Source organism: Xanthomonas sp. fls2-241-TYG-148 (assembly GCF_030208815.1).
GTDB classification, from domain to species: Bacteria; Pseudomonadota; Gammaproteobacteria; order Xanthomonadales; family Xanthomonadaceae; genus Xanthomonas; species Xanthomonas campestris.
Genome location: NZ_JARVTE010000012.1, coordinates 139,796 through 164,429, shown reverse-complemented (window position 1 = coordinate 164,429; position 24,634 = coordinate 139,796). Strand labels below are relative to the sequence as shown.

Sequence of the window (24,634 nt, the reverse complement as noted above, 5' to 3'; positions counted from 1 at the left end):
TCCAGCAGCGCGCGTTTGCAGCTTTCAGCTGCCGGCTTTCTTCCATGCCGCATTCGCCGCTCGCCAGCACCGCATCCATTATTCCGTGCACCTCTACCGCTGCATCACGGCGCCGGCGGCAGCACCTTGCCCGGATTCAAGATGCCATCCGGATCCAGCGCGGCCTTGATCGCGCGCATGGCCGCGAGGGTGGGTGCGCTGAAGGCCTGGGTCATGAAATCGCGCTTGGCCACACCGATACCGTGTTCGCCGGAGAGCGTGCCTTCCAGTGCTATTACCAGTGCAAACACGCGCGGCAGTGCCGCCTGCGCGCGCGCAGTTTCATCGGCGTCGTCCGGGTCATACATGATGTTGACGTGCAGGTTGCCATTGCCGGCATGACCGAAGGCGACGATCGGTACCGCGAACTCCACCGCCAGTGCTTCCACACCAGCGACAAGCTCAGGAATGCGCGACACCGGGACCACCACGTCTTCGTTGATCTTGCCCGGCTTGATGGTGCGCAATGCCGGCGACAACGCACGCCGTGCCGCCCACAGCTTGTCGCGCGCACTGCCATCGGCGGCGATGTCCAGGCTGAGGATGCCATCGCCATCGGCCGCGTCATGCAGGGCCTGCAATGCGTAGGGCAGGGTGTCGTGATCGCCATCGGCTTCGATCAACAGCATCGCGCCGGCATCGGGCACGTCGCTGCCATTGCGGCGCAGCAGTGCAATGGCGCTGGCATCCATGAATTCCAGCATCGTCGGCGTGGTGGGTTGCGCCATGATGCGCGACACCGCTGCCGCCGCGCTGGCGGCATCGCGGTACAGCACACGCACGCCGGCTTGTGCGACTGCGCGCGGGGTCAGCTTCAAGGTGGCTTCGACGATGATCGCCAGCGTGCCTTCGCTGCCGACCAGTAAATGCGTGAGGTTGTAGCCAGTGGAATTTTTGGTGTACGCGCCGCCGCAGTGAATGACATCGCCGGTGCCGGTCACCGCGACCAGGCCGAGCACGTTGTCGCGGGTGGCGCCGTATTTCACCGCACGCGGGCCGCCGGCATTGGTCGACAGGTTGCCGCCCACGCTGCAGATCTCCGCGCTGGATGGATCCGGCGGCCAGAACAGGCCGTGCGGCTGCAAGGCCTGCTGCAAATCGCCATTGAGCACGCCCGGTTGCACCACCGCACAGCGGTCGGCCGGGCGCAACGCCAGGATGCGGTTCATGCGCGCCATCGACACCACCAAGCCACCCGAGAACGGCACCGCCGCGCCGGTGGTGCCGGTGCCCGCGCCGCGCGCCACGATCGGCACGCCATGCGCGCGGCACGCCTGCACGATCGCCACCACGTCATCGGTGTCGCGCGGCAGCGCCACCGCACCCGGCAATGCCCAACGCCGCGAATCGTCCTCGCCATAGCGGCGCCGCGCGTCTGCGCCGGTCAGCCAGCCTTCCGGTCCAAGCCGTGCGGCCAGCAGGTCGGCCAGCGCGGTGGGAAGTCCATCAGTCATAACGCGTGATCCTGTGGTCTCGCGCGTTGGAGGCATCGCCACCCAAGCGCCGCGACGGTGAGCGGCAACCACACCCAGCGCAGCTCGGAGAGCAGCACGGTGAGGCCACGCGCATTGAAGAAATTGCCGGCAAACGGCGAGACCCGGATCGGCCGCCACGGCGCAAACCAGCGCACATCGCTCCACGGCCAGGCCAGTGCCACGCCCAGGCCGCCGGAGGTCATTGCATCGAGCAGCGGATGCGAAGCGGTGCAGATCAACAGAAACACCGCGGCCTGCAGTGCGTCGGCGCGCAGCAGGCGATGCGCGCCGGCACCCAGCGTGGCCATCAACACGGCAAACAGCAGCGAGTGACTGGCGCCACGGTGCCCGAACGCATCGGCATACGGGATGTGCAGTGCAAAGGCGGCTACGTCCGCATCGGGCAGCATTGCGGCCACCACGCCGGCGGCAAGCAGGCGCGGGCTGATGCGTCCGCGCTCGCTGGCACACCAGAGCGCCAGCGGCACCGCGGCGTGGGTCATGATGGTTGGCATCGAACGGGCTCGTTGCTCAGCAGTCGTCGAGACGGAATGCGTCGCGGATCCAGTGCAGCAGTGGCGGCTCGCCGCTGGCCTCGACCACATCGAACCTGCACGGCAGCGCCGCGAGCGCCGGGTGGGCGGCTAGGAACAGTTGCGCGGCCAGCACCAGCTTGCGGCGTTTACGGAAATCCACCGATGCCGCGCCGCCACCGAAGCGTGCGTCGCGGCGGTAGCGCACTTCCACGAACACCAGCATCGGGCCGTCGCGCATCACCAGATCGAGTTCACCGCCGCGGTAATTGGCGTTACTCACCACCAGCCGCAGCCCGGCCTGTTCCAGCTGCGCGCGCGCGGCGGCTTCCACCGCTGCGCCACGCTGCTGGCGGGCCGCCGGCATGGGCTCAGCGGCCGTCGGCGATCGGGACCGGCCGGCCACCGTTGAAGGTGGACCATGCCGGCGTGCGCAGCACATTGCCAAACCCATCCAGATGCAGGGTGCCGGTGGCGCCGCGCAGGCCGCCGTCGCTGCCGGTGGCAAGCTTTTCCAGATACGCGCTGATCTTCCAGGCGTCGTAGCCGAACGCGAACAGGCGTGCCGCCGGGCCGCGCGCGCTGGGCAGGGTGCTGGCGACCTGGCTGGCTGCCGGCAGGCCGGACACGCCCAGGGCGGTCCAGGTCTCGCTGGGGTACACAATGCCATCCAGCGCCAGGTCGTCTTCCACCTTGCCGGTGCCGGCCACCAGCTGCGAGGTGCCCACGCGCGACTTGCCGGCGAACCCGCTCAATGCCAACTGCGGCGCCAAGGCGCGCGCGGTGTTGCCGCGCACCGCCAGGAACACCGCATCGGCGGTGCCGTAATTGCGCAACTGCGCGCCGATGTCGCCCGGCACATCGGCCACGCTGATGCTGCCGGCGATGGTGCCGCCGCGTTCGCTGAAGCGGTCGCGGAAGGCCTTGATGGTGCGCTTGCCGTTGTCGTCGCTGGTGCCGACGATCAGCACATTGCGGCGTTCGCGCGAGAGCAGATATTCGGCGGCCATGATGCCGTCGTCTTCCGGCGCCAGCGAGAACCCGGCGCTGCCACTGGGCGGGGCCTTGTTGTCGGTGGGGCGGTTGAGCGCCAGCACCGGCACCGCGAGCTGGCCGCGCGCAAACAGCGCGCTGACCTCGTCGCGGCCCAGCGGGCCGACCACGTAATCCACGCCCGCAGCCACGGCCTTGTCGTAGGCGGCATTGGCGCCGGCGGCGGTGCCGGCGGTGTCGAAGAAGCGCAGTTCCGGGCGGCGGCGGGTCTCGGCGTAATAGCCGGCCAGCAGGCCGTCGCGTACCGGCGCCGAGGCGGTGGCCAGGTTGCCGCTGAGCGGCAGCAGCACGCCCAGCTTCACCGGCGGGCGGTAGCCGTCGCGTTCGGCCGGCGGGCGCTTGCTGGTGTCGAAGCCCCACTGCGCGTCACGTTCGAAGGCGCGCGGCAGCGGCAAGCCTCGGCTGATCAGCGCGCGGCCGGCGAAGTTATACAGCGGGTCGCCCGCCGGCAGCGCGGCGGTGCGGCCTTTGAGCGTGGCGTCGTCGAGCGCGGCGAGCAGGCGCACGATGGCGCGCTGGTTCTGGCTACGCGGTGTGCCGGTCAGGCTGGCGTCGGCGCGGGCGCGGTCGGCCGCGGCACCGAACAGGTCGCCGGTGGCTTCCAGCGCGGCGGCGCGTGCCACCAGCCAGCGCGTCTGCAGCGGCTGGGTCAGCCCCTGCGGGCTGTCGCCCAAGGCCTGCAGTGCCTGCGCGGCTTGCTTGTCGATCACCGCCAGCTCGCCGGTGAGCAGATCAAAGCGCGCGCGGTCCTCGCCAGTGAGGTGGCGCGCGGTGACCTGGGCCAGCAAGGTACGGGCGCGTGCGTCGTCGCCGGCATCGTGCCAACCGAACGCCGCCGCAGCCAGCAGGCGGCTGCGCTGCGCACCGCTGGCGCTGGCTGCCTCGGCTTCCAGTTGCTGCGCGGCCTCGCGCGGCTTGCCCTGGTCCAACAGCGCCAGCGCCGCGCTCTGTGTCGGCGAAGCGGTCTGGGTGACGCTGCTGGTCGCGCAACCGGCGGCCAGCATGACCATCAGCGAGAGGGCGGAGATCCTTGCAACACGCTTGTTCATTTCAGATCCATTGGACAGGGGCCGCCAGGGCGGACCGTTAAAAACGCTACGATTCTACTCTTTGCCCTTGAGAATGCCGCTGATGACGTCCCCCGGAACCCTGCACGTGGTCGCCACGCCGATCGGCAACCTGGCCGACCTGTCGCCGCGCGCCCAGGAGACGCTGCGCGGTGTGGCCGCCATTTGTGCCGAAGACACCCGCCATACCCGCCAGTTGTTGAGCCATTTCGGCATCGACCGCCCGCTGCTGGCCCTGCACGACCACAACGAAGAAGCCATGTCCGAGCGCATCGTGACCCGCCTGCGCGAGGGCGAATCGCTGGCCATCGTCAGCGACGCCGGCACCCCGCTGGTCAGCGACCCGGGCTTCAAGCTGGTGCGTGCCGCGCGCGAGGCCGGCATCCGGGTCAGCCCGGTACCCGGCGCCTGCGCCGCCATCGCCGCGCTCAGCGTCGCTGGCTTGCCGAGCGACCGGTTCGGCTTTGAAGGCTTCCTGCCAGCCAAATCCGCTGCGCGCCGCGAGCGGCTGTCACGCCTGGCCGGCGAGACCCGCACGCTGGTGTTCTACGAATCCTCGCACCGCATCGTCGAGTCGCTGGCCGACCTGCGCAGTGCCTTCGGCGACGACCGCCCCGCGGTGATCGCCCGCGAGCTGACCAAGCTGTTCGAAACCGTGCTCGATGGCAGCCTGGCCGACCTGCAGGCCCAGGTCGAAGCCGACGACAACCAGCGCAAGGGCGAGTTCGTGGTGATGGTGCAGGGCGCCGCCGATGCCGCCGACGGCCAGCTTGCCGAAGGCCGCCGCGTCTACGCCAAGCTTGCCGAACACCTGCCGCCGTCTACCGCCGCCAAGCTGGCCGCCGAGCTGACCGGCGCGCCGCGTAAGGCGTTGTATGGCGGCAATGGCTGAGGCAGCGACAGCTGATGAAAGAAAGAAGGCGCTGGAGATGCGCCAGTTCCAGCGGGTAGTCGCAACGTGGCCCGGTGCGTTTCCGACGCCGGTTGGTGAGATTGAACAGCCGATGGAACCGGCCGCCGATATCCACTTTCGTCTCGCTGATGGGTCCCGCTATGCGGTCGAGATCACGCAACTGCTGCGCCCCGAGGGGAAAGAGTTAGCCAGTGCGCGGGGAAAGCTGTTGGCCGCGCTAGATCCTCGACTTGCGCTGCTTTTGCCAGGTGTGCGGGTGGCGTTGAGCTTTACTGACCGACCGCTGCCTCGACTTCCGGAAGCAGTCGAGCGCATCGAGTGTTTGCTGCGCGCGTATGCGGGGTCGATCAGAGTGAACATCGTTATCAGAAGCGGGCTACCAGATTTTCTCAGTCATGTTCAGCTGTGGCCATCTGACCGAGCAAGCGTTTCACCGGGCGGCAGCTTTAGCGTGAGTGCCCTGAATAAGGATCAGGTATCTGACTGCATCGGCCAGAAACACCGCAGGATCCACGGATATCGGGCACATGCAGATGCGGTTGCGCTCTTGATCTATTGCCCCATGGCGCCCTCTCTCGCACAGGTGGGTGTTCCGGCAGACCTCGCATCCTGGTCGTTTGAACACCATTTCGAGCGCGTCGTGCTGTATGCCGATGACAGCAATGGAGAGGGAATGATCTGGCAATAGCGTATAGTTCGCCCCGGCGGAGTCGGCCAGACAGTCGCGTCACTCGCAAGAGTGCCGAGGAAAGTCCGGGCTCCATAGGGCAAGGTGCCAGGTAACGCCTGGGCGGCGCAAGCCGACGGAAAGTGCAACAGAAAGATACCGCCTACGTTCCCTTTGGGGAGCCGGTAAGGGTGAAATGGTGCGGTAAGAGCGCACCGCGAGTCCGGTAACGGACCGGCATGGCAAACCCCACCTGGAGCAAGACCAAATAGGGATCCATTGGCGTGGCCCGCGCTGGATCCGGGTAGGTTGCTTGAGCGCTGCGGTGACGTAGCGCCTAGACGAATGACTGTCCACGACAGAACCCGGCTTATCGGCCGGCTCCGCCACCTTCGTTTGGGCGTTCGCCCTTCTCGAAGGCGCCTACGCTTCGTACCGCTGTTGGCGGTACAAAACGCGGGTCCCGCTCCGGGCACGCCAGAACCCCGCGGCTATCGCCGCGCCCCCTTGACTCAAGGGGGCTTGCACTTGGGTGCACTGCTGGGCGCTTTGCCTTGGCTGCGATCAATGCGATCTGGTTGCTGCGGTCATCGTTACGTGGCTTGGGCTTCGTCTTCGCGGTCTATTTGATCGTTTTGGGGCTTGGGCTTTGCCCTCGCGGCCGACGACGCGTTGGTGTTTCCCCTGCGGCCGTGTTTGGCGCTTAGCCGAATGAGCGGGTGAACAGTTCGTCCAGGGCGTCGATGATGGTTTGGCCTTGGTCTTTCAGGGAGCCGGCAGGTTTGCTGAGCGCCGCCAGCGGCACCGAGGTCATTTCCAGGGGTTGCAGGATGACGCTGTGGCCGGACACCGTGAGTTCCGGGGTGAAGCGGGATGGGGTCGGGGAGTGGGTGGACTTTCGGACCAGGGGCACGACGACGCGGCGAGGTGAGGCGTCGAAGATCTTTGACTGGACGACCACCACGTACGGGATGTTCTTGTTCTGGCCGACGTTCGCGTAGACATCGAACTGGTCGGTCATAGCGTGGAGAACTCGTCGGCGAAGGAGCCGTGAGCGTCGGTGAAGGTCTTCCATTCGCTTGCCGCGCGTTGCAGCTCCATCGCCCTGGCGCTGTGGCTGTCGCGCTCTTTTGTCACGTAGTCGGCCAGCAGTTCTTCGACCTTTGCCGACAGGTTGCCGGTCATCGCCCGTGCCTGCGCGGCCAAGTCCGAGTTGATGGTCAGGTTCAGCGGCTTTTTTTGCGCGGAAGAGTCGTAGTAACGGCTCATGATTGGCATCCCGTCATTCATGCGCACGCTATGCGCATGAATGCGCATTGTCAATGCCTGCCGGCGACGTCCAGCCGTGTATCGCCCTGAAAGACACCATCCGGGCCGAAGCGGCGCTCGTGGATGAAGCCGCTGCCCTGGTAGTCCACCGCCACGATGGTGCTGGCGCGGGTGCCGTAGCTGGCGCCGCGGATGAAGGCCGCCGAGAGCAGGCGTTCGGTGGCGCGGTCCACGCCGGTGTGTGGGAGGTCGGCATCTGCGGCAGTGGCGGGGTTGGCCAGGGCCGTCCACAACGGCTGCAGGTCGTCGCTGCCGCTGTCGCACCAGGCGGCCAGTGCTTGCGTCAGCGCGGTGGTCTTGGGCCAGTGCCCATCCAGCGGGCCGTTGGACATGCCGTGAATCCCCGGGGCGAGGGCGCGTGCCAGCGCTGGATGGTTGCTGAGGTGCTCGCAGCGCTCGGCGTCGCACAGCAGCAGATTGAAGGGCGGGAACTCCTGCCCGGCAGCCGCCAGTTCGCGCGCGTAGGTGGCTGCGTCCGCGCTGCCGGAGAGGTAGTCGGCAATCAGGTGGCCGCGCGAGCGGCCGGAGGCGGTGGCCAGCGGGTCACGCACGTTGGTCACGACGGCGGCGCGGCCGTCCAGCCCCAGGCCCATCCAACTGCCGCCGGAGCGCAGGTCGCGGCCGGCCAGCACGCGCTCGGCCGGCGGCGCCCATTGCGCCAGTGGCGCGGTGGGGCGCTCGTGGAACTCATCGCGGTTGCCGGCCAGCAGCAGGCGCCAGCGCGGGTGGGTTTTCCAGGCAAGAGCGACCAGGCACATACCTTCTATTGTCGCCGGTTTGCGCAGTTGAGGTCTGCAGCTGGCGCAGCGTGAAGTGAGACAGCGGTCGGGTTTACATGGCCTTCACGCCCCTGAATTTTTGTTCAATCTCAAAATCTGAGACGAAACAGCAACTTGTGGATAAGCTTTGAACAAGTCTCTAAAGAGTGCTGCAACTCATTGATGTGACTAGCGATTTGGGCCTTTGAAAACTGTTGACAACCTTTGACGCACTGCTAAGGTGGGCAACGGAGGGAAAACCAGGCTTTTTGTGGTTTTTCGTGGTTCAATGATCCCCAGGCGGATTTTCGAGGTTGCATTCGGTGTTTCAGGGCGAGACGGCCATCACGGTGGACGACAAGGGGCGTATGGCGGTGCCAACCGCATATCGCGACCTCGTTGCGCGCGTGAGCGGCAATCGCCTGGTGCTCACCTACAACCCGTTCGAAGCCGGATGCCTGTGGCTGTATGCGGAAAAGGAGTGGGAGCGGGTGCGTGACGATGTGATGTCCAAGCCCAATACCCAGCGCGTGGTCCGCACGCTGCAGCAGAAGCTGGTGGGTTCCTCGGCGGTGTTGGAGCTCGACGCCAATGGCCGTTTGAGCATCCCCGCCAGCCACCGCAATGCGGTCGGCATTGAAAAGAAGGCCGTGCTGCTGGGCATGGGCGACAAGTTCGAACTCTGGAGCGAGCAGGCACATCGCGCACTGATCCAGCAGACATTGTCTGACGGGGATCTGGGCGATGAATTGCTCGATCTCAGGTTGTGAGCCGGGGTGCCCGGATGCGCGGTGAAGCGCAGCCCGGTCACCCGGTGTCGCAGCCGCCGGCGGCCCACGTGCCGGTGCTGTACACCCAGGTTCTCGAAGGCCTGCAGGTGACCGAAAACGGAACCTATCTCGATGGCACGTTCGGGCGTGGCGGACACGCACGCGGCGTGCTGGAACACCTTGGCCCGGGAGGTCGACTGCTGGTGATGGACAAGGACCCCGAAGCGATTGCCGTGGCCGAACAGACGTTCGGTGGCGATGCGCGCGTGTCCATCCATCGCGGCAGTTTCGCCTGGCTCGGCCAGGTGGTCGCCGCGGCAACCGTCGACGGCATCCTGCTGGACCTGGGCGTGTCTTCGCCGCAGCTGGACGTGGCTGGGCGCGGTTTCAGTTTCGGCAAGGACGGCCCGCTGGACATGCGCATGGACCCCGATAGCGGGCAGAGCGCCGCCGACTGGCTAACGCAGGCAACCGACCGCGAGATTGCCGATGTGTTGTGGACCTACGGCGAAGAACGCCAGAGCCGGCGCATCGCGCGGGCGATCGTGGCGCGCCGTGGCGAACAGCCGTTGCTGCGCACAGCACAGCTGGCCGACCTGATTGCCTCGGTGATGCCGCGCGGCGATAGCAAGACCCATCCGGCCACGCGCAGCTTTCAGGCGATCCGCATCCATATCAATCGCGAGCTGGCCGACCTGGAAGCCGGGCTGGACGCTGCCCTGGGCGCGCTCAAGCCGGGTGGCCGCCTGGCGGTGATCAGCTTCCATTCGCTGGAAGACCGCATCGTCAAGCAGTTCATGGCCCGCTACGCCAAGGCCCCGCCGAGCAACCGCCGCCTGCCCGAAGCGCAGCCGTTCGTGCCGACCCTGCAACTGGTCAGCGGCGCGATCAAGGCCGACGACAGCGAACTGGCCGTCAACCCGCGCGCCCGCAGCGCGGTGCTGCGGGTGGCTGAGAAGCTGGGAATGGAGAATCGGGAATCGGGAATGGGCAAAGGCCACGGCGCCGCTGCTTCCCGATTCCCCACTCTCGATTCCCGATTCCCGGCGTCTCCGAATGGAGACGCCCCATGAGCCGCCTGCTGCTCATCGTGCTGCTCGCCTGCAGCATCGCCTCGGCGATCGGTGTGGTGTACATGCGTCACATGCATCGCAAGTTGTTCGTGCAGTTGTCCAAGCTCGAACACAGCCGCGATGAATTGAATATCGAATTCGGCCGGCTGCAGCTGGAGCAGGCCACGTGGGCGGAAAGCAATCGCGTGGATCAGGTCTCGCGCGAGCGCATCGGGATGAAGTTCCCGGAGACCAGCGACATCGTGGTGATCCGCCCATGACAAGCTGGCACGACAGCCGTTTTGCACTGGCAAGCCGCGCACAGGGATGTGCGCCATGAAAGCCGGCCGCAACCGCCCCCGCAGCAATTTCAACCTGCGCGGCCGCCTGACCTTGGTCGGCGTGGCGCTGGGTCTGTGCTCGGTGACGCTGATCGGCCGCGCGGCCTACGTGCAGCTGGTCAATCGCGATTTCTACCAGCGCCAGGGCGAAGCGCGCTATCTGCGCGAGCTGCCCATCGCCACCTCGCGGGGCATGATCACCGACCGCAACGGCGAGCCGCTGGCGGTGTCCACGCCGGTGGAATCGATCTGGGTCAATCCGCAGGAATTGCTGCGTAACCCGGACCGCATCCCGGAGCTGGCCACTGCGCTCGGGCAGCCGCTGGACGAGTTGAACGCCAAGCTGGCGCAGAAGGCCGGCAAGGAATTCATGTACCTCAAGCGCCGGATCAACCCGGACAAGGCGCATGCGATCGTGGATCTGAAGATCCCGGGCGTGTTCTCGCAGCGCGAGTTCCGTCGCTTCTATCCGCAAGGCGAGGCGATGGCCCACGTGCTGGGCTTCACCAATATCGACGACCGCGGCCAGGAAGGCCTGGAGCTGGCCTTCGACGAATGGCTGCGCGGCAAGCCGGGCTCCAAGAAGGTGGTGCGCGATGCCCGCGGCGCCATCGTCGAGAGCGTGGACCTGGTGCGTCCGGCGCAGCCGGGCAAAGACTTGACCCTGAGCATCGACCGTCGCATCCAGTTCCTGGCCTACAAGGAGCTGCGCAACGCGCTGGTCGAAAACAAGGCCGCTGGCGGCTCGATGGTGGTGATGGACGTGGCCACCGGCGAAGTGCTGGCCATGGTCAATCTGCCCACCTACAACCCGAATTCGGTCACCGGCATCAACCCGTCGGCGCGCCGCAACCGCGCGGTCACCGACCTGGTGGAGCCGGGCTCGACGATGAAGCCGTTGACCGTGGCCACCGCGCTGACTGCCGGCGTGGTGACCAAGGACACCATCATCGATACCAACCCCGGCTACATGGCCGTGGGGCGCTTCACCATCCGCGACGTGCCGCGCAACAACGGCGTGCTCAACGTCACCGGCGTGATCACCCGCAGTTCCAACATCGGCGCGGCGAAGATCGCGGCCAAGGTGCCGGACCAGACGTTCTACCAGTCGATCCGCAACTTCGGTTACGGCAGCGCGCCGCATAGCGGATTCCCGGGCGAATCGTCCGGTATGGTGCTGCAGCCGCAGAAGTGGAGTGGCCCGTCCAAGACCACCATGTCCTACGGTTACGGCCTGTCGGTGACGCCGCTGCAGATCGCGCAGGCGTACGCGACGTTGGGCAATGGCGGCAAGCTGACCCCGCCCACCTTCGTGCGCGGCCAGCACAACGAAACACGCCAGGTGGTGACGCCGGAAGTGGCGCGCCAGGTCATCGACATGATGGAAACCGTGGTCACCCAGGGCGGCGCCAAGGGCGCTGCGATCCTGGGGTATCACGTGGCCGGCAAGACCGGTACCGCGCGCAAGAACGGCGCTGGCGGCTACGAGCGCGGGCACTACAACGCGCTGTTCGCCGGCCTGGTGCCGGCCACCCGGCCGCGCTTTGCCACGGTCATCGTGATCAACGATCCGCAGGGCAAGGTGTATTACGGCGGCCTGGTGTCTGCGCCGGTGTTCCACCGGGTGATGGAAGGCGCGCTGCGGCTGATGGACGTGCCGCCGGACGACATCCAGTCGTGGCTGGCCGCGCAGGCGGCCGGCAAGACCGGCCAGCCGGTGGTCAAGCCGCAGCCGGCCGATCTGGACCCGGCGTTGGTGCCGGACCCGGTGGACGAAGTGTCCGCCGGCATCCCGACCGCACTGGCACCGGGCGCCACGCCCGCGCAGCCGGCGCCGTTGCAGGAGAGCCGCCAGTGAGCCGCGCCATGGCACTGTCGCAGCTGCTGCCGGACGTGGCACTTGTACGCGATGTGCAGGTATCAGGCCTGGTGATGGACAGCCGTGCCGTGCGCCCGGGCGATGCCTTCGTGGCCATCGCCGGCTTCGGTGCGCATGGGCTGGGATTTGCCGCACAGGCGCTGGCCAGCGGTGCATCCGCCATCCTGTTCGAACCGCCGGCGCCGGCCGACCTGCCAGTGCCTGCCGACGCGATCGCCGTGCCGGGGTTGCGCGCGCGCCTGGGCGTGCTGGCCGAACACTTCCACGGTGCGCCGTCGCAGGCGATGCGCATGATTGGTGTCACCGGCACCAACGGCAAAACCTCCACGGTGCAGCTGCTGGCGCAGGCGCTGACGTTGCTCGGCACCCCCACCGGCACCATTGGCACGCTGGGCGTGGGCCTGTACGGCGCTGCGGTGCCGACCGGGTTCACCACGCCGCTGGTGTTGCAGACCCACGCCGAGCTCGCGCAACTGCGCGATGCCGGCGCGCAGGCGGTGGCGATGGAAGTCAGTTCGCATGCACTCGATCAGGGCCGCGTGGATGCGGTGCAGTTCGACGTGGCGGTGTTCACCAATCTTACCCGCGACCATCTCGATTATCACGGCGACATGGCGCAGTACGGTGCGGCCAAGGCCAAGCTGTTCGCACGCGCCGGGTTGCGCGCGGCGGTCGTGAACCTGGACGACGCCTTCGGCCGCACGTTGTTTGCGGCGCTGGATCCGGCACTGCGCGCCATCGGCGTGAGCTCGCGTGCGCAGGCCGGTGCCACGGTGCGGGCGCAGGATTTGCAGCTCGATCACCACGGGATCCAGTTTGCGTTGCACATCGGCGAAGCGGCGCACCCGGTGCGCTCGCCGCTGCTGGGCCGTTTCAATGTGGATAACCTGCTGGCCGTGGCCGGCGCGCTGCACGCGCTCGACATCGCACCGGCGCAGATCGCCGAGGTGCTGGGCCGCTTGCAGCCGATCCACGGCCGCATGAATCGCCTGGGTGGCGCGCATGGTGCGCCGCTGGTGGTGGTGGACTACGCACACACACCCGACGCATTGGAACAGGCGCTCACCAGCCTGCGTTCGCATGCGCAGAATCGGTTGATCTGCGTGTTCGGCTGCGGCGGCGAACGCGACACCGGCAAGCGCCCGCAGATGGCCGCCATTGCCGAGGTCACCGCCGATGTGGCGATCGTTACCGACGACAACCCGCGCGGCGAAGATGGCGATGTGATCGTTGCCGACATCCTGCGCGGGTTTGCGCGTCCGGATGCGGCGATCGTGCAGCGCGACCGTGCTGCCGCCATCCACCAGGCCATCAGCATGGCAGGCGCGGACGACATCGTGCTGATCGCCGGCAAGGGCCATGAGCCGTATCAGGAAGTGGCCGGCGTGCGGCATGCCTTCGACGATGCAGCAGTGGCTGCGCAGGCATTGCTGCCGCGCACCGGGCTGGGGGTGCGCGTATGAAACTCACGCCGCTGTCGCTGATAGCCCATTTTGCTGGCGGCGAATTGCATGGCGACGACGCCATGATCGACGCCGTTGGCAACGACACCCGTGCGCTGGCCAGCGGCAGCCTGTATGTGGCGCTGCGCGGCGAGCGTTTCGACGGCCACGACTTTGCCGCCGATGCGGTGGCGCGCGGCGCCAGCGGCCTGCTGGTGGAGCGCCTGCTGCCGGCACTGCACGTGCCGCAGGTGGTGGTCGCCAATACCGAACTCGCCCTGGCGCGCATCGCCGCCGGCATGCAGCGCGACCGCGCCACGCGCGTGATTGCGCTGACAGGCTCCAACGGCAAGACCAGCGTCAAGGCATTGCTGCTGACGATTCTGGCCGAAGCCGGCCGTGTCGACGGCATCACCGCCTACGCCAACCCGGGCAATCGCAATAACGAGATCGGCCTGCCGCTGGCGGTGATCGCCGCGCCGGACGATGCCGATCTGGCGGTCTACGAAATGGGCGCAGGCAAGCCCCGCGACATCGCCTATCTCACCGACATCGCGCGCCCTGACGTGGCCCTGGTCAACAACATCGCGCCGGCACATCTGGAGCGCATGGGCAGCCTGCTCGGGGTGGCGCAGACTAAGGGCGCCATCTACACCGCGCTGCCGGCCGATGGTGTGGCTGTGATCAATGCCGACGACGCCTTCGGCGCCTGGTTCGAACAACAGCTGCTGGCGCAACCGCTGCAGGGCCGCCGTGTGCTGCGCTACGGCCTGCACGCAAGTGCTGAAATCACCGCGCGTCAGCTGCGCCTGCATGCCGCCGGCGCGCAGTTCGTGCTGGTGACCCCGCAGGGCGAAGCGCCGGTGGTGCTGCCGCTGCCGGGCCGCCACAACGTGCTCAATGCGCTGGCCGCTACCGGCCTGGCGCTGGGCGCTGGCATTGCGCTGCCGATCATTGCTGCCGGTCTGGCCCAGGCCACGCAGGTGGCCGGGCGCCAGATTGCACACACGTTGGCGACCGGCGCGGTGCTGATCGACGACAGCTACAACGCCAATCCCGGTTCGCTGGATGCGGCCATCGATGCACTGGCCGCCGCACCGGGCGAGGGCTGGCTGGTGCTGGGTGACATGCGCGAACTCGGCCCCGAAGCGCAGGCATTGCATGCCGCGGCCGGTCGCCGTGCGCGCAACGCCAAGCTCGCGCGCCTGTATGCACTGGGCGAGCTCAGCGCCGCCGCCGCGCAGGCGTTCGGCGACGGCGGCCGCGTGTTCGCTACCCATGCCGCGCTGGCCGCGGCCTTGCAGGCGGACCTGGCAGCCGCTGCTTCGCAGACTCAAACGCAGGACTCTTCTTTGATGCACGAACACACCGGTGCAGTGGCGCAGGCCGCTGCCTCCGTCACGCCGCCCACGCTGCTGGTGAAGGGCTCGCGTGGCAGCGCCATGGACCGCATCGTCGCCGCGTTGCTCGCACCGTCGGAGGATGCCTCCCATGCTGCTTGAGCTGGCCCGTTGGCTACAGCAACTGGAGAGCCTGTTCGGGCTATTCAACTATTTGACCTTCCGCGGCATCCTGGCAGCGCTGACCGCGCTATTCCTGTCGTTGTGGATGGGCCCGGCGGTAATCCGCAAGCTGGCGCAGTTCAAGGGCGGCCAGCCGATTCGCCAGGACGGCCCGCAGACGCATTTTTCCAAGGCCGGCACGCCGACCATGGGTGGCTCGCTGATCCTGCTCACGGTCACCTTGTCGGTGTTGCTGTGGGGCGATCTGCGCAACCGCTATGTGTGGCTGGTGCTGGCGGTGATGATCTGCTTCGGTGCGATCGGCTGGTACGACGACTGGATCAAGATCGTGCGGCGCGACCCGAACGGCTTGAAGTCGCGCTGGAAGTATCTGCTGCAGTCGATCTTCGGCCTGGCCGCGGGCCTGTTCCTGTACTACACGGCCGACGTGCCGGCCGCGATCACCTTCTACATCCCGATGTTCAAGGCCATCGCGTTGCCGCTGGCCGGCGTGAGCTTCGTGGTGATCGCCTATTTCTGGATCGTCGGCTTCTCCAACGCGGTCAACCTGACCGATGGCCTGGACGGCCTGGCGATCATGCCGACCGTGCTGGTCGCCTGCGCGCTGGGCGTCTTCGCCTATGCCTCGGGCAACGTGGTGTTCGCCGAATACCTCAAGATCCCGCTGATTCCCGGCGCCGGTGAGCTGATCATCATCTGTTCAGCGATTGCCGGGGCAGGCTTGGGCTTTCTGTGGTTCAACACCTATCCGGCGATGGTGTTCATGGGCGACATCGGCGCGCTGTCGCTGGGCGCGGTGCTCGGCACCGTGGCGGTGATCGTGCGTCAGGAACTGGTGCTGGTGATCATGGGCGGCGTGTTCGTCATCGAAACGCTGTCGGTAATGATCCAGGTCGCCAGCTTCAAGCTGACCGGCAAGCGCGTGTTCCGCATGGCGCCCATCCATCACCACTTCGAACTCAAGGGCTGGCCGGAGCCGCGCGTGATCGTGCGCTTCTGGATCATCTCGGTGGTGCTGGTGCTGATCGGCCTTGCCACGTTGAAGGTGCGCTGATGAACGACATGTCCCGCCAGGCCACGCGACTGGACGCCATCGGCGGCCGCTACGACCCGTGGCTGCTCGGCGCGGCTGCCACGCTGGCATCGCTGGGCGTGGTGATGGTGGCCTCCAGCTCGATCGAGTTGTCGGAGAACCCGTTCTATTACCTGACCCGCCATCTGCTGTTCCTGGGCATCGGGGTGGGCCTGGCGTTCTGGGCGATGCGCACCGAGCTCAAGACCATCGAGCAGTACAACCAGGTGTTGCTGCTGGCGTGCTTCGGCCTGCTGATGGTGGTGTTCGTGCCGGGCCTGGGCAGCAGCGTCAACGGCGCCAAGCGCTGGATCAACCTGGGCGTGTCGAAATTCCAGACCGTCGAAGCGGTCAAGGTGCTCTACATCGTGTGGCTGTCCAGCTACCTGGTGCGTTTCCGCGACGAGGTCAACGCGACCTGGCCGGCGATGCTCAAGCCGCTGGGCGTGGCGATCGCGTTGGTTGGCCTGTTGCTGATGCAGCCGGACTTCGGCTCCTCCACGCTGCTGCTGGCGATCACCGCCGGCATGCTGGTGCTGGGCGGGGTGAACCTGCCGCGGATGTCGATGCCGATCGTGTTCGGCCTGCCGGTATTTGCGTTCATCGCGATCCTGGAGCCGTACCGCCTGCGCCGCATCACCTCGTTCCTGGATCCGTGGGCCGACCAGCTTGGCTCCGGCTATCAGTTGTCCAATGCCTTGATGGCGGTGGGCCGCGGCCAGTGGACCGGCGTGGGTCTGGGCGCCTCGGTGCAGAAGCTCAACTACCTGCCCGAAGCGCATACCGACTTCATCTTTTCGGTGATCGCCGAAGAACTCGGCTTCGTCGGCGTGTGCAGCGTGGTGGCGCTATACGCGCTGCTGGTCGGTCGCGCGTTCTGGCTGGGCATGCGCTGTGTGGAAATGAAGCGCCACTTCTCTGGTTACATCGCCTTCGGTATCGGTCTGTGGATCAGCCTGCAGAGCTTCGTCTCGGTTGGCGTGAATCTGGGCATCCTGCCGACCAAGGGCCTGACCTTGCCGCTGATCTCCTCGGGCGGTTCGTCGGTGCTGATGACCTGCGTGGCGATGGGCCTGCTGCTGCGCGTGTCTTATGAAATGGACCGTGCCGAGCGCCTGCGCAGCAAGTTGTCGCCGCACGGTGCCGCGCCTGCTCCGATGGCACCGGCCGAGCCGTCTGCCGAGCCAGCGCCGGCGCCTGCACCGGTGCGCAAGCCGCAGCGCGAAACCGCGGCTGCCGCACCTGCACCGGTCATGCCGGCCTCCGTCGCGCCGGCATCTGCCGTGCTGCGCGGGACCAGCCGCATGCAGCCACGCGTCGAACCCACGTTCGGGAGGATCGCGTGAGCGTTGAGCATGCGAATCCGGTGCAGCAGGCTGCACATGCCGCGGCATCGGTGCGACCGGTGATGATCCTGGCCGGTGGCACCGGCGGGCATATTTTTCCGGGCCTGGCCGTGGCCAAGGTGCTGCGCGCGCGCGGCGTGCCGGTGACCTGGCTGGGCGCCGACGGCGCCATGGAAACGCGCCTGGTGCCGCAGCACGCAATCCAGATCGACACGCTGGCCATCAGTGGCCTGCGCGGCAAGGGCATCGTAAAACTGCTCGGTGCACCGGTGCGGGTGATGCGTGCAGTACGCGTCGCCGGCTTCGTGCTGCGCAAGCGCCAGCCGCGCGCGGTGATCAGCTTCGGTGGATTTGCCGCCGGCCCGGGCGGCCTGGCAGCGCGTCTGCTGGGCGTGCCGCTGCTGGTGCACGAGCAGAACCGCGCGCCGGGCATGACCAACAAGGTGCTGTCGCGTTTTGCGCGCCGCGTGCTCACCGGGTTTCCGGGCAGCTTCGCTGGCGAAGAAGCCGTGGGCAACCCGGTACGCGAGGAAATCGTCGCACTGCCGGCACCGGCCACGCGCCTGGTCGGCCGTGGTGGCCCGGTGCGGGTACTGGTGCTCGGCGGCAGCCAGGGCGCCCGCGCACTCAATAATGCCGTGCCGGCCGCACTGGCTGCGCTCGGCCACCCCGCCGTTGAAGTGCGCCACCAGTGCGGCGAAAAACTGCGCGCCGAAGCCGAAGCCGCCTATGCGCAGGCAGCGGTGAACGCCAGCGTGGAACCCTTCATCGCCGACATGGCCGCGGCCTACGCCTGGGCCGATTTGGTGGTGTGCCGCGCCGGTGCCAGCACGCTGGCCGAAATCTGCGCGGCCGGTGTCGGCAGCGTGCTGGTGCCGTTCGCCGCGGCCGTGGACGACCACCAGACCCGCAATGCCGAATACCTGGTCAGTGCCGAGGCCGCCGTGCTGCTCAAGCAGGACGACACCCTGGCAGTGCGCCTGCAGCAGGTGCTGCAGACCCTGCTCGCCGACCCCGCCCGCCGCCTCGCCATGGCGCAGGCCGCCCGCACCCTGGCCAAACCCGACGCCGCCGAACGCATCGCCGACATCATTCTGCAAGAGGCCGGGAATGGTAAATCGGGAATGGGGAATGGCCAGAGCGCAGAACAACTTCAGGAACACACCGTGATTCACCAAAACAAGCGCACCGATCAGGCGCTCGACGCAGCCAGCGCTTCGCTTCATCCGATTCCCGATTCTCGATTCCCGATTCGCACCTCCGCAGGAGGTGCCCAGTGATCCGCCGTCTGCAGGACAGTGGCGATCTGGTGCGCGCGTTCCCGCGTGTGCACTTCGTGGGTATCGGCGGCACCGGCATGAGCGGCATTGCCGAGGTGATGCTGACCCTGGGCTATGAAGTCTCCGGCTCGGACAATGCCGACAACGCGGCCACGCGGCGCCTGGCCAAGCTGGGTGCGCGCGTGATGCGCGGCCATTCGGCGGCCAACGTGCTGGGAACCGATTGCGTGGTGGTGTCCAGCGCGATCCGCGAAGACAACCCCGAACTGATGGAAGCGCGCAGCCAGCGCATTCCGATCATGCCGCGTGCGGCGATGCTGGCCGAATTGATGCGCTTCCGTCGCGGGATCGCGGTGGCTGGCACGCATGGCAAGACCACCACCACCAGCCTGGCCGCGGCCGTGCTGAGCGAAGGTGGCCTCGATCCCACCTTTGTGATCGGTGGCCAGCTGCTGGCCGCCGGTGCCAACGCCAAGCTCGGCGGTGGTCAGTGGTTGGTGGCCGAAGCCGATGAAAGTGATGGCAGTTTCCTGCGCCTGAATCCGCTGATGGCGGTGATCACCAACATCGATGCCGATCACCTGGAAAACTACGGCAACGACTTTGCCCGCGTGCAGGCGGCGTTTGCCGAATTCCTGCAGCGCCTGCCGTTCTACGGCCTGGCCTTGCTGTGCATCGATGACCCGGAAGTGGCAGCGCTGGCCGGCAAGACGCCGCGCCATGTGATGAGCTACGGCATGAGCGAAAACGCCGACGTGCGCGCCGAAGACGTGGTGCAGGACGGTCCGCGCATGCGCTTCACACTGCGCCTGCCCGAAGGCACCACCACGCCGGTGACGCTGGCGCTGCCGGGCCGTCACAACGTGCTCAACGCACTGGCTGCTGCGGCCATCGGCTGGCAGCTAGGCGTGGCGCCGGACACCATCGCGCGCGCGCTGGAAAACTTTGCCGGTATCGGCCGTCGCTTCAACGATCTGGGCGAAGTCACCACCGCCAGCGGCGCGCGCGTGCGCGTGGTCGACGATTACGGCCACCACCCGCGCGAACTCGAAGCAGTCTTCGCCGCGGCCCGTGGCGGCTGGCCGGACAAGCGCCTGGTGGTGGCCTTCCAGCCGCACCGTTACAGCCGCACCCGCGATCAGTTCGACGCGTTCGCCGCAGTCCTCAGTACCGTCGACGCCCTGGTATTGAGCGAGGTCTACCCGGCCGGCGAAGCGCCGATTCCCGGCGCCGATTCCCGCGCCCTGGCGCGTGCCATCCGTGCACGTGGCCGTAGCGAACCGGTGGTGGTCGGCCAGGTCGCAGGTCTGTCCGAGGTGCTGCCCGACGTTCTGCAGGACGGTGACCTGCTGCTGATGATGGGCGCTGGCGACATCGGTTATGTCGCCCAGCAGATCGTCACCGATGGCTTTGTCGGAGCGCCGGCATGAGTGCACAGATCGCCCCCTCGCGCATCAGTGACCCGGCCATGTTCGGCCGGGTTGCAGTGCTGCTCGGCGGCACATCCTCGGAGCGCGAGGTTTCGCTTAATTCCGGCAGCAATGTGCTCGACGCCCTGCGCGCGCGCGGCGTCGATGCACAGCCGGTCGACGGCATTCCGGCATTGGCGCAGGCATTGGTCGCGCAGCGCTTCGACCGCGTCTTCAACGTGCTGCACGGCCACAACGGCGGCGGCGAAGACGGCATCGTGCAGGGGTTGATGGAGGCCTTCAGCGTGCCGTACACCGGCTCGAACGTGCTCGGTTCGGCGCTGAGCATGGACAAGATCCGTACCAAGCAGGTCTGGCTGTCGCTGGGCCTGTCCACGCCGCGCTACGCACGGCTTGCCGCCGGCGCCAGCGCGCAGCAGATCCACGCCGCTGCCGAGCAGATCGGCTTGCCAGTGATCGTGAAGCCGGCCAACGAAGGCTCCAGCGTCGGCGTCAGCCGCGTGTTCGACCAGGCGCAGCTCGAAGAGGCCGTGACGCTTGCCGCACGCTACGACGGCGCGCTGCTGATGGAACAACTGATCGAAGGCGACGAGCTCACTGTCGCCGTGCTCGGCGATGTGGCGCTGCCGTCGATCCGCATCGTGCCCAAGGGCCAGTGGTACGACTACAACGCCAAGTACATCGCCGAAGACACGCAGTACCTGTGCCCGGGACTTGATGGCGACGCAGAAGCACAGATCGGCCAGCTCGCCCTGGATGCGTTCCGCGCCGCCGGCTGCAGCGGCTGGGGTCGCGTGGACGTGATGCGCGATGGCAGCACCGGCCAGCTGTACCTGCTGGAAGTGAACACAGCCCCGGGCATGACCAGCCACTCGCTGGTGCCCAAGGCCGCCCGCCAACTCGGCATCGACTTCGAAGCGCTGGTCTGGCGCGTGTTGGAGCAGACGCTGTGAAGCGGGGAATGGGGAATCGGGAATTGGGAATCGCAAAAGCGACAACAGCCAGTGCGCTGTTGTTGACGATTCCCTATTCCCGATTCCCCATTCCCGCGCACGGAGCGCGCCCATGAACGCCACTCTGCGCATCCTGGCCTGGTTGATCGCGGTGGCGCTGGTCGCATTGCCGGTGGTGGCCGTGCTCAATGGCTGGGTGGGTGCCGAGCGGTGGCCGTTGGCGCGCTTGCGTGTTTCCGGCGATTTCAAGCGGGTGCCGGCCGAGGAGTTGCGTGCGGTGGTGTTGCCGTATGCGCGCTCGGGATTCTTCGCGGTGAAGCTGCAGGACGCGCAGGACGCCATCGCGCGCTTGCCGTGGGTGGAAAGTGCGCAGGTGCGCAAGCGTTGGCCGGATGTGCTGGAAGTGCATGTGGTCGAACACAAGCCGTTCGCCCGCTGGGGCACCGATCGCATGTTGTCCGAGCAGGGCCGGCTGTTTCGCACACCGCCGTTGCTGAAGGATTTCAAGTTGCCGCAGCTCGGTGGCCCGGATGCCAAGACGCAGGACGTAGTGGCGCTCTACAACGAATCGCGCGCGCTGTTCGCCCCGACCGGACTGGATGTGGAGCGTCTGGAAATGGATGCGCGCGGCAGTTGGTCGCTGGGCTTGAGCAACGGCGTGCAGATCGTGATCGGCCGCGATGATGCACGTGCACGCCTGCAGCGGTTCGCGCGGGTACTGCCGCAGCTGACTGATCCACAACGTCCGATCGCGCGCGCCGACCTGCGTTACACCAACGGCTTTACGGTCGAACGGCAAATGGAGAATGGGGAATCGGGAATGGATAAAAAGCCAAAGCCGTTTCCGCCTGCTGCGCCGCATGCGCTGGTCCTTAATTCTCTGCGCCTCCGTACACCGCTCTTTACCATTCCCCATTCCCCATTCGCTATTCCCGGCTTTAAGACATGAACCGCAAAGGCGACAAATCCCTCATCGTTGGACTGGATATCGGCACCTCCAAGGTGGTCGCGCTGGTCGGCGAGTACTCGCCCGGCAATCCGATCGAAGTGATCGGCATCGGTTCGCACGAGTCGCGCGGCCTCAAGCGCGGCGTGGTGGTGGATATCGAATCCACCGTGCAGTCGATCCAGCGCGCGGTCGAAGAAGCCGAGCTGATGGCCGGCTGCGAAATCCGCTCGGTGTACGCTTCGATCTCCGGTAACCACGTGCAGTGCAAGAACTCGCCCGGGATCGTGCCGATCCGCGATGGCGAGGTAACCTGGAGCGATCTGGAGCGCGTGCTCGACGCCGCCAAGGCCGTGGCCATTCCTGCCGATCAACGCATCCTGCATGCAATTCCGCGCGAGTATGTGCTGGACGATTCGCAGGAAGGCATCCGTAACCCGGTCGGCATGACCGGCGTGCGCCTGGAGGTGCACGCGCACCTGGTGGTGTGCGCACAGTCGGCCGCGGCCAACATAACCAAGTGCGTGCAGAAGTGCGGCTTGCAGGTGGACGATCTGGTGCTGTCCTCGCTGGCGTCCTCGGTCGCGGTGCTGACCGCCGACGAGCGCGAACTGGGCGTGGTGCTGGTGGATATCGGCGCCGGCACCACCGACCTGGCCGTGTACGTGCAGGGCGCGATCTGCCACACCGCGTCGCTGCCGATCGCCGGCGACCACGTTACCAACGACATCGCGCACATGCTGCGTACGCCGACGCCGGAAGCCGAGCAGATCAAGGTGCGCTACGCCTGCGCGCTGGCGCAGCTGGCCACCGCCGAAGAAAGCATCCAGGTGCCTTCGGTGGGCGATCGCCCGCCGCGTCGTATGCCGCGGCACGCACTCGCGCAGGCGGTGCAGGGCCGGTACGAAGAAATTTTCGAGATGGTGCAGGCCGAACTGCGCCGCTCGGGCTTCGAAGAAATGGTGCGCGCCGGCATGGTGCTCACCGGCGGCGCCTCGAAGATGGAAGGTGTGGTGGAGCTGGCCGAAGAAATGCTGCAGATGCCGGTGCGCGTGGGTATTCCCCAACACGTCACCGGCCTGGGCGAAGTGGTGGGCAACCCGGTACACGCCTCCGGCGTGGGCCTGTTGCTGATGGGCAGCCAGATCGAACACCCGCGCCGACCGTCGATCCCGACCGGTCGCGCCGGCAGCTTGTTCAAGAAATTGAAGAACTGGTATCGCGGCGAATTCTGAGTGGCAGGGATTGGGAATTCGGGATTTGGGATTGGTAAGAGCGAAAGAAAAACAGAGTGGCAGCAAGATTAAGTAGAGAGCGGCGAGCGGGTAGGCGGTAAACTTTTTTGCAGGCATTGCGTCGAGGAATAGGTGAGGTGAGTCGTAGAGCGCAGTAGCGGATCTATGGCCCCCCGCACACGAATCCCGACTTTCAAACAACAACACTCGCCGTGGTGCGGAGTGGGCAGGGACCAACGCTTTTGCGAATCCCGACTCCCCATTCCCCAATCCCGGCTCAAGAGGACACTGACATGGCACATTTTGAACTGATCGAAAAGATGGCTCCCAACGCGGTGATCAAGGTCGTCGGCGTCGGCGGCGGCGGTGGCAACGCGGTTGCGCACATGGTGAACACCAACGTCGATGGCGTGGAATTCATCACCGCCAACACCGACTCCCAGGCGATCAAGAACTGCGGCGCCAAGTTGCAGCTGCAGTTGGGCACCAACGTCACCAAGGGCCTGGGCGCAGGCGCGAATCCGGAAGTCGGCCGTCAGGCCGCGCTGGAAGACCGCGAGCGCATCATGGATGCGCTGCAGGGCGCAGACATGGTGTTCATCACCGCCGGCATGGGTGGCGGTACCGGTACCGGCGCCGCCCCGGTGGTCGCGCAGCTGGCCAAGGAGATGGGCATCCTGACCGTCGCCGTGGTTACCAAGCCGTTTCCGTTTGAAGGCCGCCGCCGCATGCAGGTCGCGCTGAAGGGCATCGAGGAACTGAGCCAGCATTGCGACTCACTGATCACCATTCCCAATGAAAAGCTGATCACCGTGCTCGGCCGCAACGCCACCATGATCCAGGCCTTCCGCGCCGCCAACGACGTGCTGCAGGGCGCCGTGCAGGGCATCGCCGATCTGATCGTGCGTCCGGGCCTGATCAACGTCGACTTCGCCGACGTGCGCACCGTGATGTCGGAAATGGGCCTGGCCATGATGGGCACCGGTTCGGCACGTGGCGATGACCGCGCGCAGGCCGCGGCCGAAGCCGCCATCCAGAACCCGCTGCTGGACGACGTCAACCTGGCCGGTGCCAACGGCATCCTGGTCAACATCACCGCCGGCCCGGATTTCACCATGGCCGAGTTCGACGAGATCGGTCGCACCATCGAAGCGTTCGCCTCCGAAGATGCGACCGTGGTCGTCGGCACCGTGCTCGACCCCGACATGCAGGACGAAGTGCGCGTCACCGTGGTGGCCACGGGCCTCAATCGTGCCGTTGCGCGGCAGACCCAGCGCCCGGACCAGCGCGCGCCGATCAAGCTGGTGCGCAATGCCACCACCGGCCAGCCGGAATTTGGTGACTTCGAGACCGGCGGTGACGCGGTGTCCAAGGCCGTCGGCGGCAGCATGGGCCTGGGCCTGCGTCGTCCGAGCAGCGACTCGGTCGGCAGCAGCAACGCTGGCGCGTCCACCCCGGCCGCCGCAGATCTGCCGAACGACTACCTGGATATCCCGGCGTTCCTGCGCCGCCAGGCCGACTGACCGCCTCA

Annotated in this window: 23 protein-coding genes and 1 other RNA gene; 17 read left to right on the top strand and 7 right to left on the bottom strand. The window is 66.8% G+C overall.

Annotated features, from left to right (window positions below; genetic code table 11):
- Positions 1-104 precede the first annotated feature (104 nt).
- From QRM60_RS13495 to QRM60_RS13480, 4 genes are read right to left on the bottom strand one after another with little or no spacing between them, the layout of a single operon-like run.
- Positions 105-1,493 (bottom strand): FAD-linked oxidase C-terminal domain-containing protein, encoded by a 1,389-nt coding sequence (locus QRM60_RS13495; RefSeq protein ID WP_285446379.1) that lies wholly within the window; start codon positions 1,491-1,493, stop codon positions 105-107.
- Entirely contained in the window at positions 1,490-2,029 is a 540-nt protein-coding gene (locus tag QRM60_RS13490) for a metal-dependent hydrolase (RefSeq protein ID WP_115572499.1), read from the bottom strand. Before QRM60_RS13490 ends, QRM60_RS13495 begins: the two co-directional genes overlap by 4 nt.
- A gap of 16 nt (positions 2,030-2,045) precedes the next feature.
- On the bottom strand, positions 2,046-2,414 hold the full coding sequence (locus tag QRM60_RS13485; RefSeq protein ID WP_076056566.1) for a YraN family protein: 369 nt from the start codon (positions 2,412-2,414) through the stop codon (positions 2,046-2,048).
- A gap of 4 nt (positions 2,415-2,418) precedes the next feature.
- Positions 2,419-4,149, bottom strand: a complete 1,731-nt coding sequence (locus QRM60_RS13480) for a penicillin-binding protein activator (RefSeq protein ID WP_285446378.1) — start codon at positions 4,147-4,149, stop codon at positions 2,419-2,421.
- Positions 4,150-4,231: 82 nt separating this feature from the next.
- On the opposite strand from QRM60_RS13480, the gene rsmI reads away from it, so the two are divergent.
- From rsmI to rnpB, 3 genes are all read left to right on the top strand, one after another.
- On the top strand, positions 4,232-5,059 hold the full coding sequence (rsmI, locus tag QRM60_RS13475) for a 16S rRNA (cytidine(1402)-2'-O)-methyltransferase (RefSeq protein WP_076057476.1): 828 nt from the start codon (positions 4,232-4,234) through the stop codon (positions 5,057-5,059).
- A 481-nt stretch (positions 5,060-5,540) separates the two neighbouring features.
- Positions 5,541-5,768 (top strand): hypothetical protein, encoded by a 228-nt coding sequence (locus QRM60_RS13470; RefSeq protein ID WP_181921065.1) that lies wholly within the window; start codon positions 5,541-5,543, stop codon positions 5,766-5,768.
- Between the two features lie 18 nt (positions 5,769-5,786).
- Positions 5,787-6,136, top strand: an RNA gene (gene rnpB / locus QRM60_RS13465) — RNase P RNA component class A.
- Positions 6,137-6,450: 314 nt separating this feature from the next.
- Here rnpB and QRM60_RS13460 read toward each other — a convergent pair.
- Genes QRM60_RS13460 through QRM60_RS13450 form a run of 3 tightly spaced genes read right to left on the bottom strand, consistent with a single transcriptional unit; the run spans position 6,451 to position 7,834 of the window.
- The gene (locus tag QRM60_RS13460) at positions 6,451-6,768 is read right to left on the bottom strand and encodes a CcdB family protein (RefSeq protein ID WP_011035952.1); all 318 of its coding nucleotides are present in this window, start codon (positions 6,766-6,768) and stop codon (positions 6,451-6,453) included.
- On the bottom strand, positions 6,765-7,016 hold the full coding sequence (locus QRM60_RS13455) for a type II toxin-antitoxin system CcdA family antitoxin (RefSeq protein ID WP_104598393.1): 252 nt from the start codon (positions 7,014-7,016) through the stop codon (positions 6,765-6,767). Before QRM60_RS13455 ends, QRM60_RS13460 begins: the two co-directional genes overlap by 4 nt.
- A gap of 50 nt (positions 7,017-7,066) precedes the next feature.
- A complete protein-coding gene (locus tag QRM60_RS13450) occupies positions 7,067-7,834 on the bottom strand; it encodes an NRDE family protein (RefSeq protein ID WP_115555397.1) in 768 nt (255 codons plus the stop codon).
- A gap of 314 nt (positions 7,835-8,148) precedes the next feature.
- Between QRM60_RS13450 and mraZ the strand changes: the two genes are divergently transcribed.
- The 14 genes from mraZ (at position 8,149) to ftsZ (ending at position 24,626) form a co-directional block, all read left to right on the top strand.
- Positions 8,149-8,604, top strand: a complete 456-nt coding sequence (mraZ, locus tag QRM60_RS13445; RefSeq protein WP_005910933.1) for a division/cell wall cluster transcriptional repressor MraZ — start codon at positions 8,149-8,151, stop codon at positions 8,602-8,604.
- A gap of 14 nt (positions 8,605-8,618) precedes the next feature.
- Positions 8,619-9,677: a 16S rRNA (cytosine(1402)-N(4))-methyltransferase RsmH gene (gene rsmH / locus QRM60_RS13440; RefSeq protein WP_161962578.1), complete on the top strand. Its 1,059-nt coding sequence runs from the start codon at positions 8,619-8,621 to the stop codon at positions 9,675-9,677.
- Positions 9,674-9,937, top strand: coding sequence for a cell division protein FtsL (gene ftsL, locus QRM60_RS13435; protein ID WP_011035956.1), 264 nt, complete (start codon positions 9,674-9,676; stop codon positions 9,935-9,937). The genes rsmH and ftsL overlap by 4 nt, the downstream gene beginning before the upstream one ends.
- Positions 9,938-9,992: 55 nt before the next feature.
- Positions 9,993-11,855 carry a penicillin-binding protein 2 gene (locus tag QRM60_RS13430; protein ID WP_042597405.1) on the top strand — a complete coding sequence of 621 codons (1,863 nt, stop codon included), beginning with the start codon at positions 9,993-9,995 and terminating at the stop codon, positions 11,853-11,855.
- Positions 11,856-11,863: 8 nt separating this feature from the next.
- The gene (locus QRM60_RS13425; protein WP_193589138.1) at positions 11,864-13,339 is read left to right on the top strand and encodes a UDP-N-acetylmuramoyl-L-alanyl-D-glutamate--2,6-diaminopimelate ligase; all 1,476 of its coding nucleotides are present in this window, start codon (positions 11,864-11,866) and stop codon (positions 13,337-13,339) included.
- Entirely contained in the window at positions 13,336-14,820 is a 1,485-nt protein-coding gene (gene murF, locus QRM60_RS13420; RefSeq protein ID WP_285446377.1) for a UDP-N-acetylmuramoyl-tripeptide--D-alanyl-D-alanine ligase, read from the top strand. The genes QRM60_RS13425 and murF overlap by 4 nt, the downstream gene beginning before the upstream one ends.
- Positions 14,810-15,895, top strand: coding sequence for a phospho-N-acetylmuramoyl-pentapeptide-transferase (gene mraY, locus QRM60_RS13415; protein ID WP_011035960.1), 1,086 nt, complete (start codon positions 14,810-14,812; stop codon positions 15,893-15,895). The genes murF and mraY overlap by 11 nt, the downstream gene beginning before the upstream one ends.
- Positions 15,895-17,259, top strand: coding sequence for a putative lipid II flippase FtsW (ftsW, locus tag QRM60_RS13410; RefSeq protein ID WP_042596900.1), 1,365 nt, complete (start codon positions 15,895-15,897; stop codon positions 17,257-17,259). Before mraY ends, ftsW begins: the two co-directional genes overlap by 1 nt.
- A complete protein-coding gene (gene murG, locus QRM60_RS13405) occupies positions 17,256-18,539 on the top strand; it encodes an undecaprenyldiphospho-muramoylpentapeptide beta-N-acetylglucosaminyltransferase (protein ID WP_285446376.1) in 1,284 nt (427 codons plus the stop codon). The genes ftsW and murG overlap by 4 nt, the downstream gene beginning before the upstream one ends.
- On the top strand, positions 18,536-19,969 hold the full coding sequence (gene murC, locus QRM60_RS13400; protein WP_011035963.1) for a UDP-N-acetylmuramate--L-alanine ligase: 1,434 nt from the start codon (positions 18,536-18,538) through the stop codon (positions 19,967-19,969). Before murG ends, murC begins: the two co-directional genes overlap by 4 nt.
- Complete coding sequence (locus QRM60_RS13395; protein WP_285446375.1) at positions 19,966-20,922, top strand: D-alanine--D-alanine ligase; 957 nt, start codon at positions 19,966-19,968, stop codon at positions 20,920-20,922. The genes murC and QRM60_RS13395 overlap by 4 nt, the downstream gene beginning before the upstream one ends.
- Before the next feature lie 112 nt (positions 20,923-21,034).
- Positions 21,035-21,871, top strand: a complete 837-nt coding sequence (locus QRM60_RS13390) for a cell division protein FtsQ/DivIB (RefSeq protein WP_285446374.1) — start codon at positions 21,035-21,037, stop codon at positions 21,869-21,871.
- Positions 21,868-23,103 (top strand): cell division protein FtsA, encoded by a 1,236-nt coding sequence (gene ftsA / locus QRM60_RS13385; RefSeq protein WP_003485272.1) that lies wholly within the window; start codon positions 21,868-21,870, stop codon positions 23,101-23,103. Before QRM60_RS13390 ends, ftsA begins: the two co-directional genes overlap by 4 nt.
- Positions 23,104-23,396: 293 nt before the next feature.
- Positions 23,397-24,626, top strand: coding sequence for a cell division protein FtsZ (ftsZ, locus tag QRM60_RS13380; RefSeq protein ID WP_042596891.1), 1,230 nt, complete (start codon positions 23,397-23,399; stop codon positions 24,624-24,626).
- Positions 24,627-24,634: the final 8 nt, after the last annotated feature.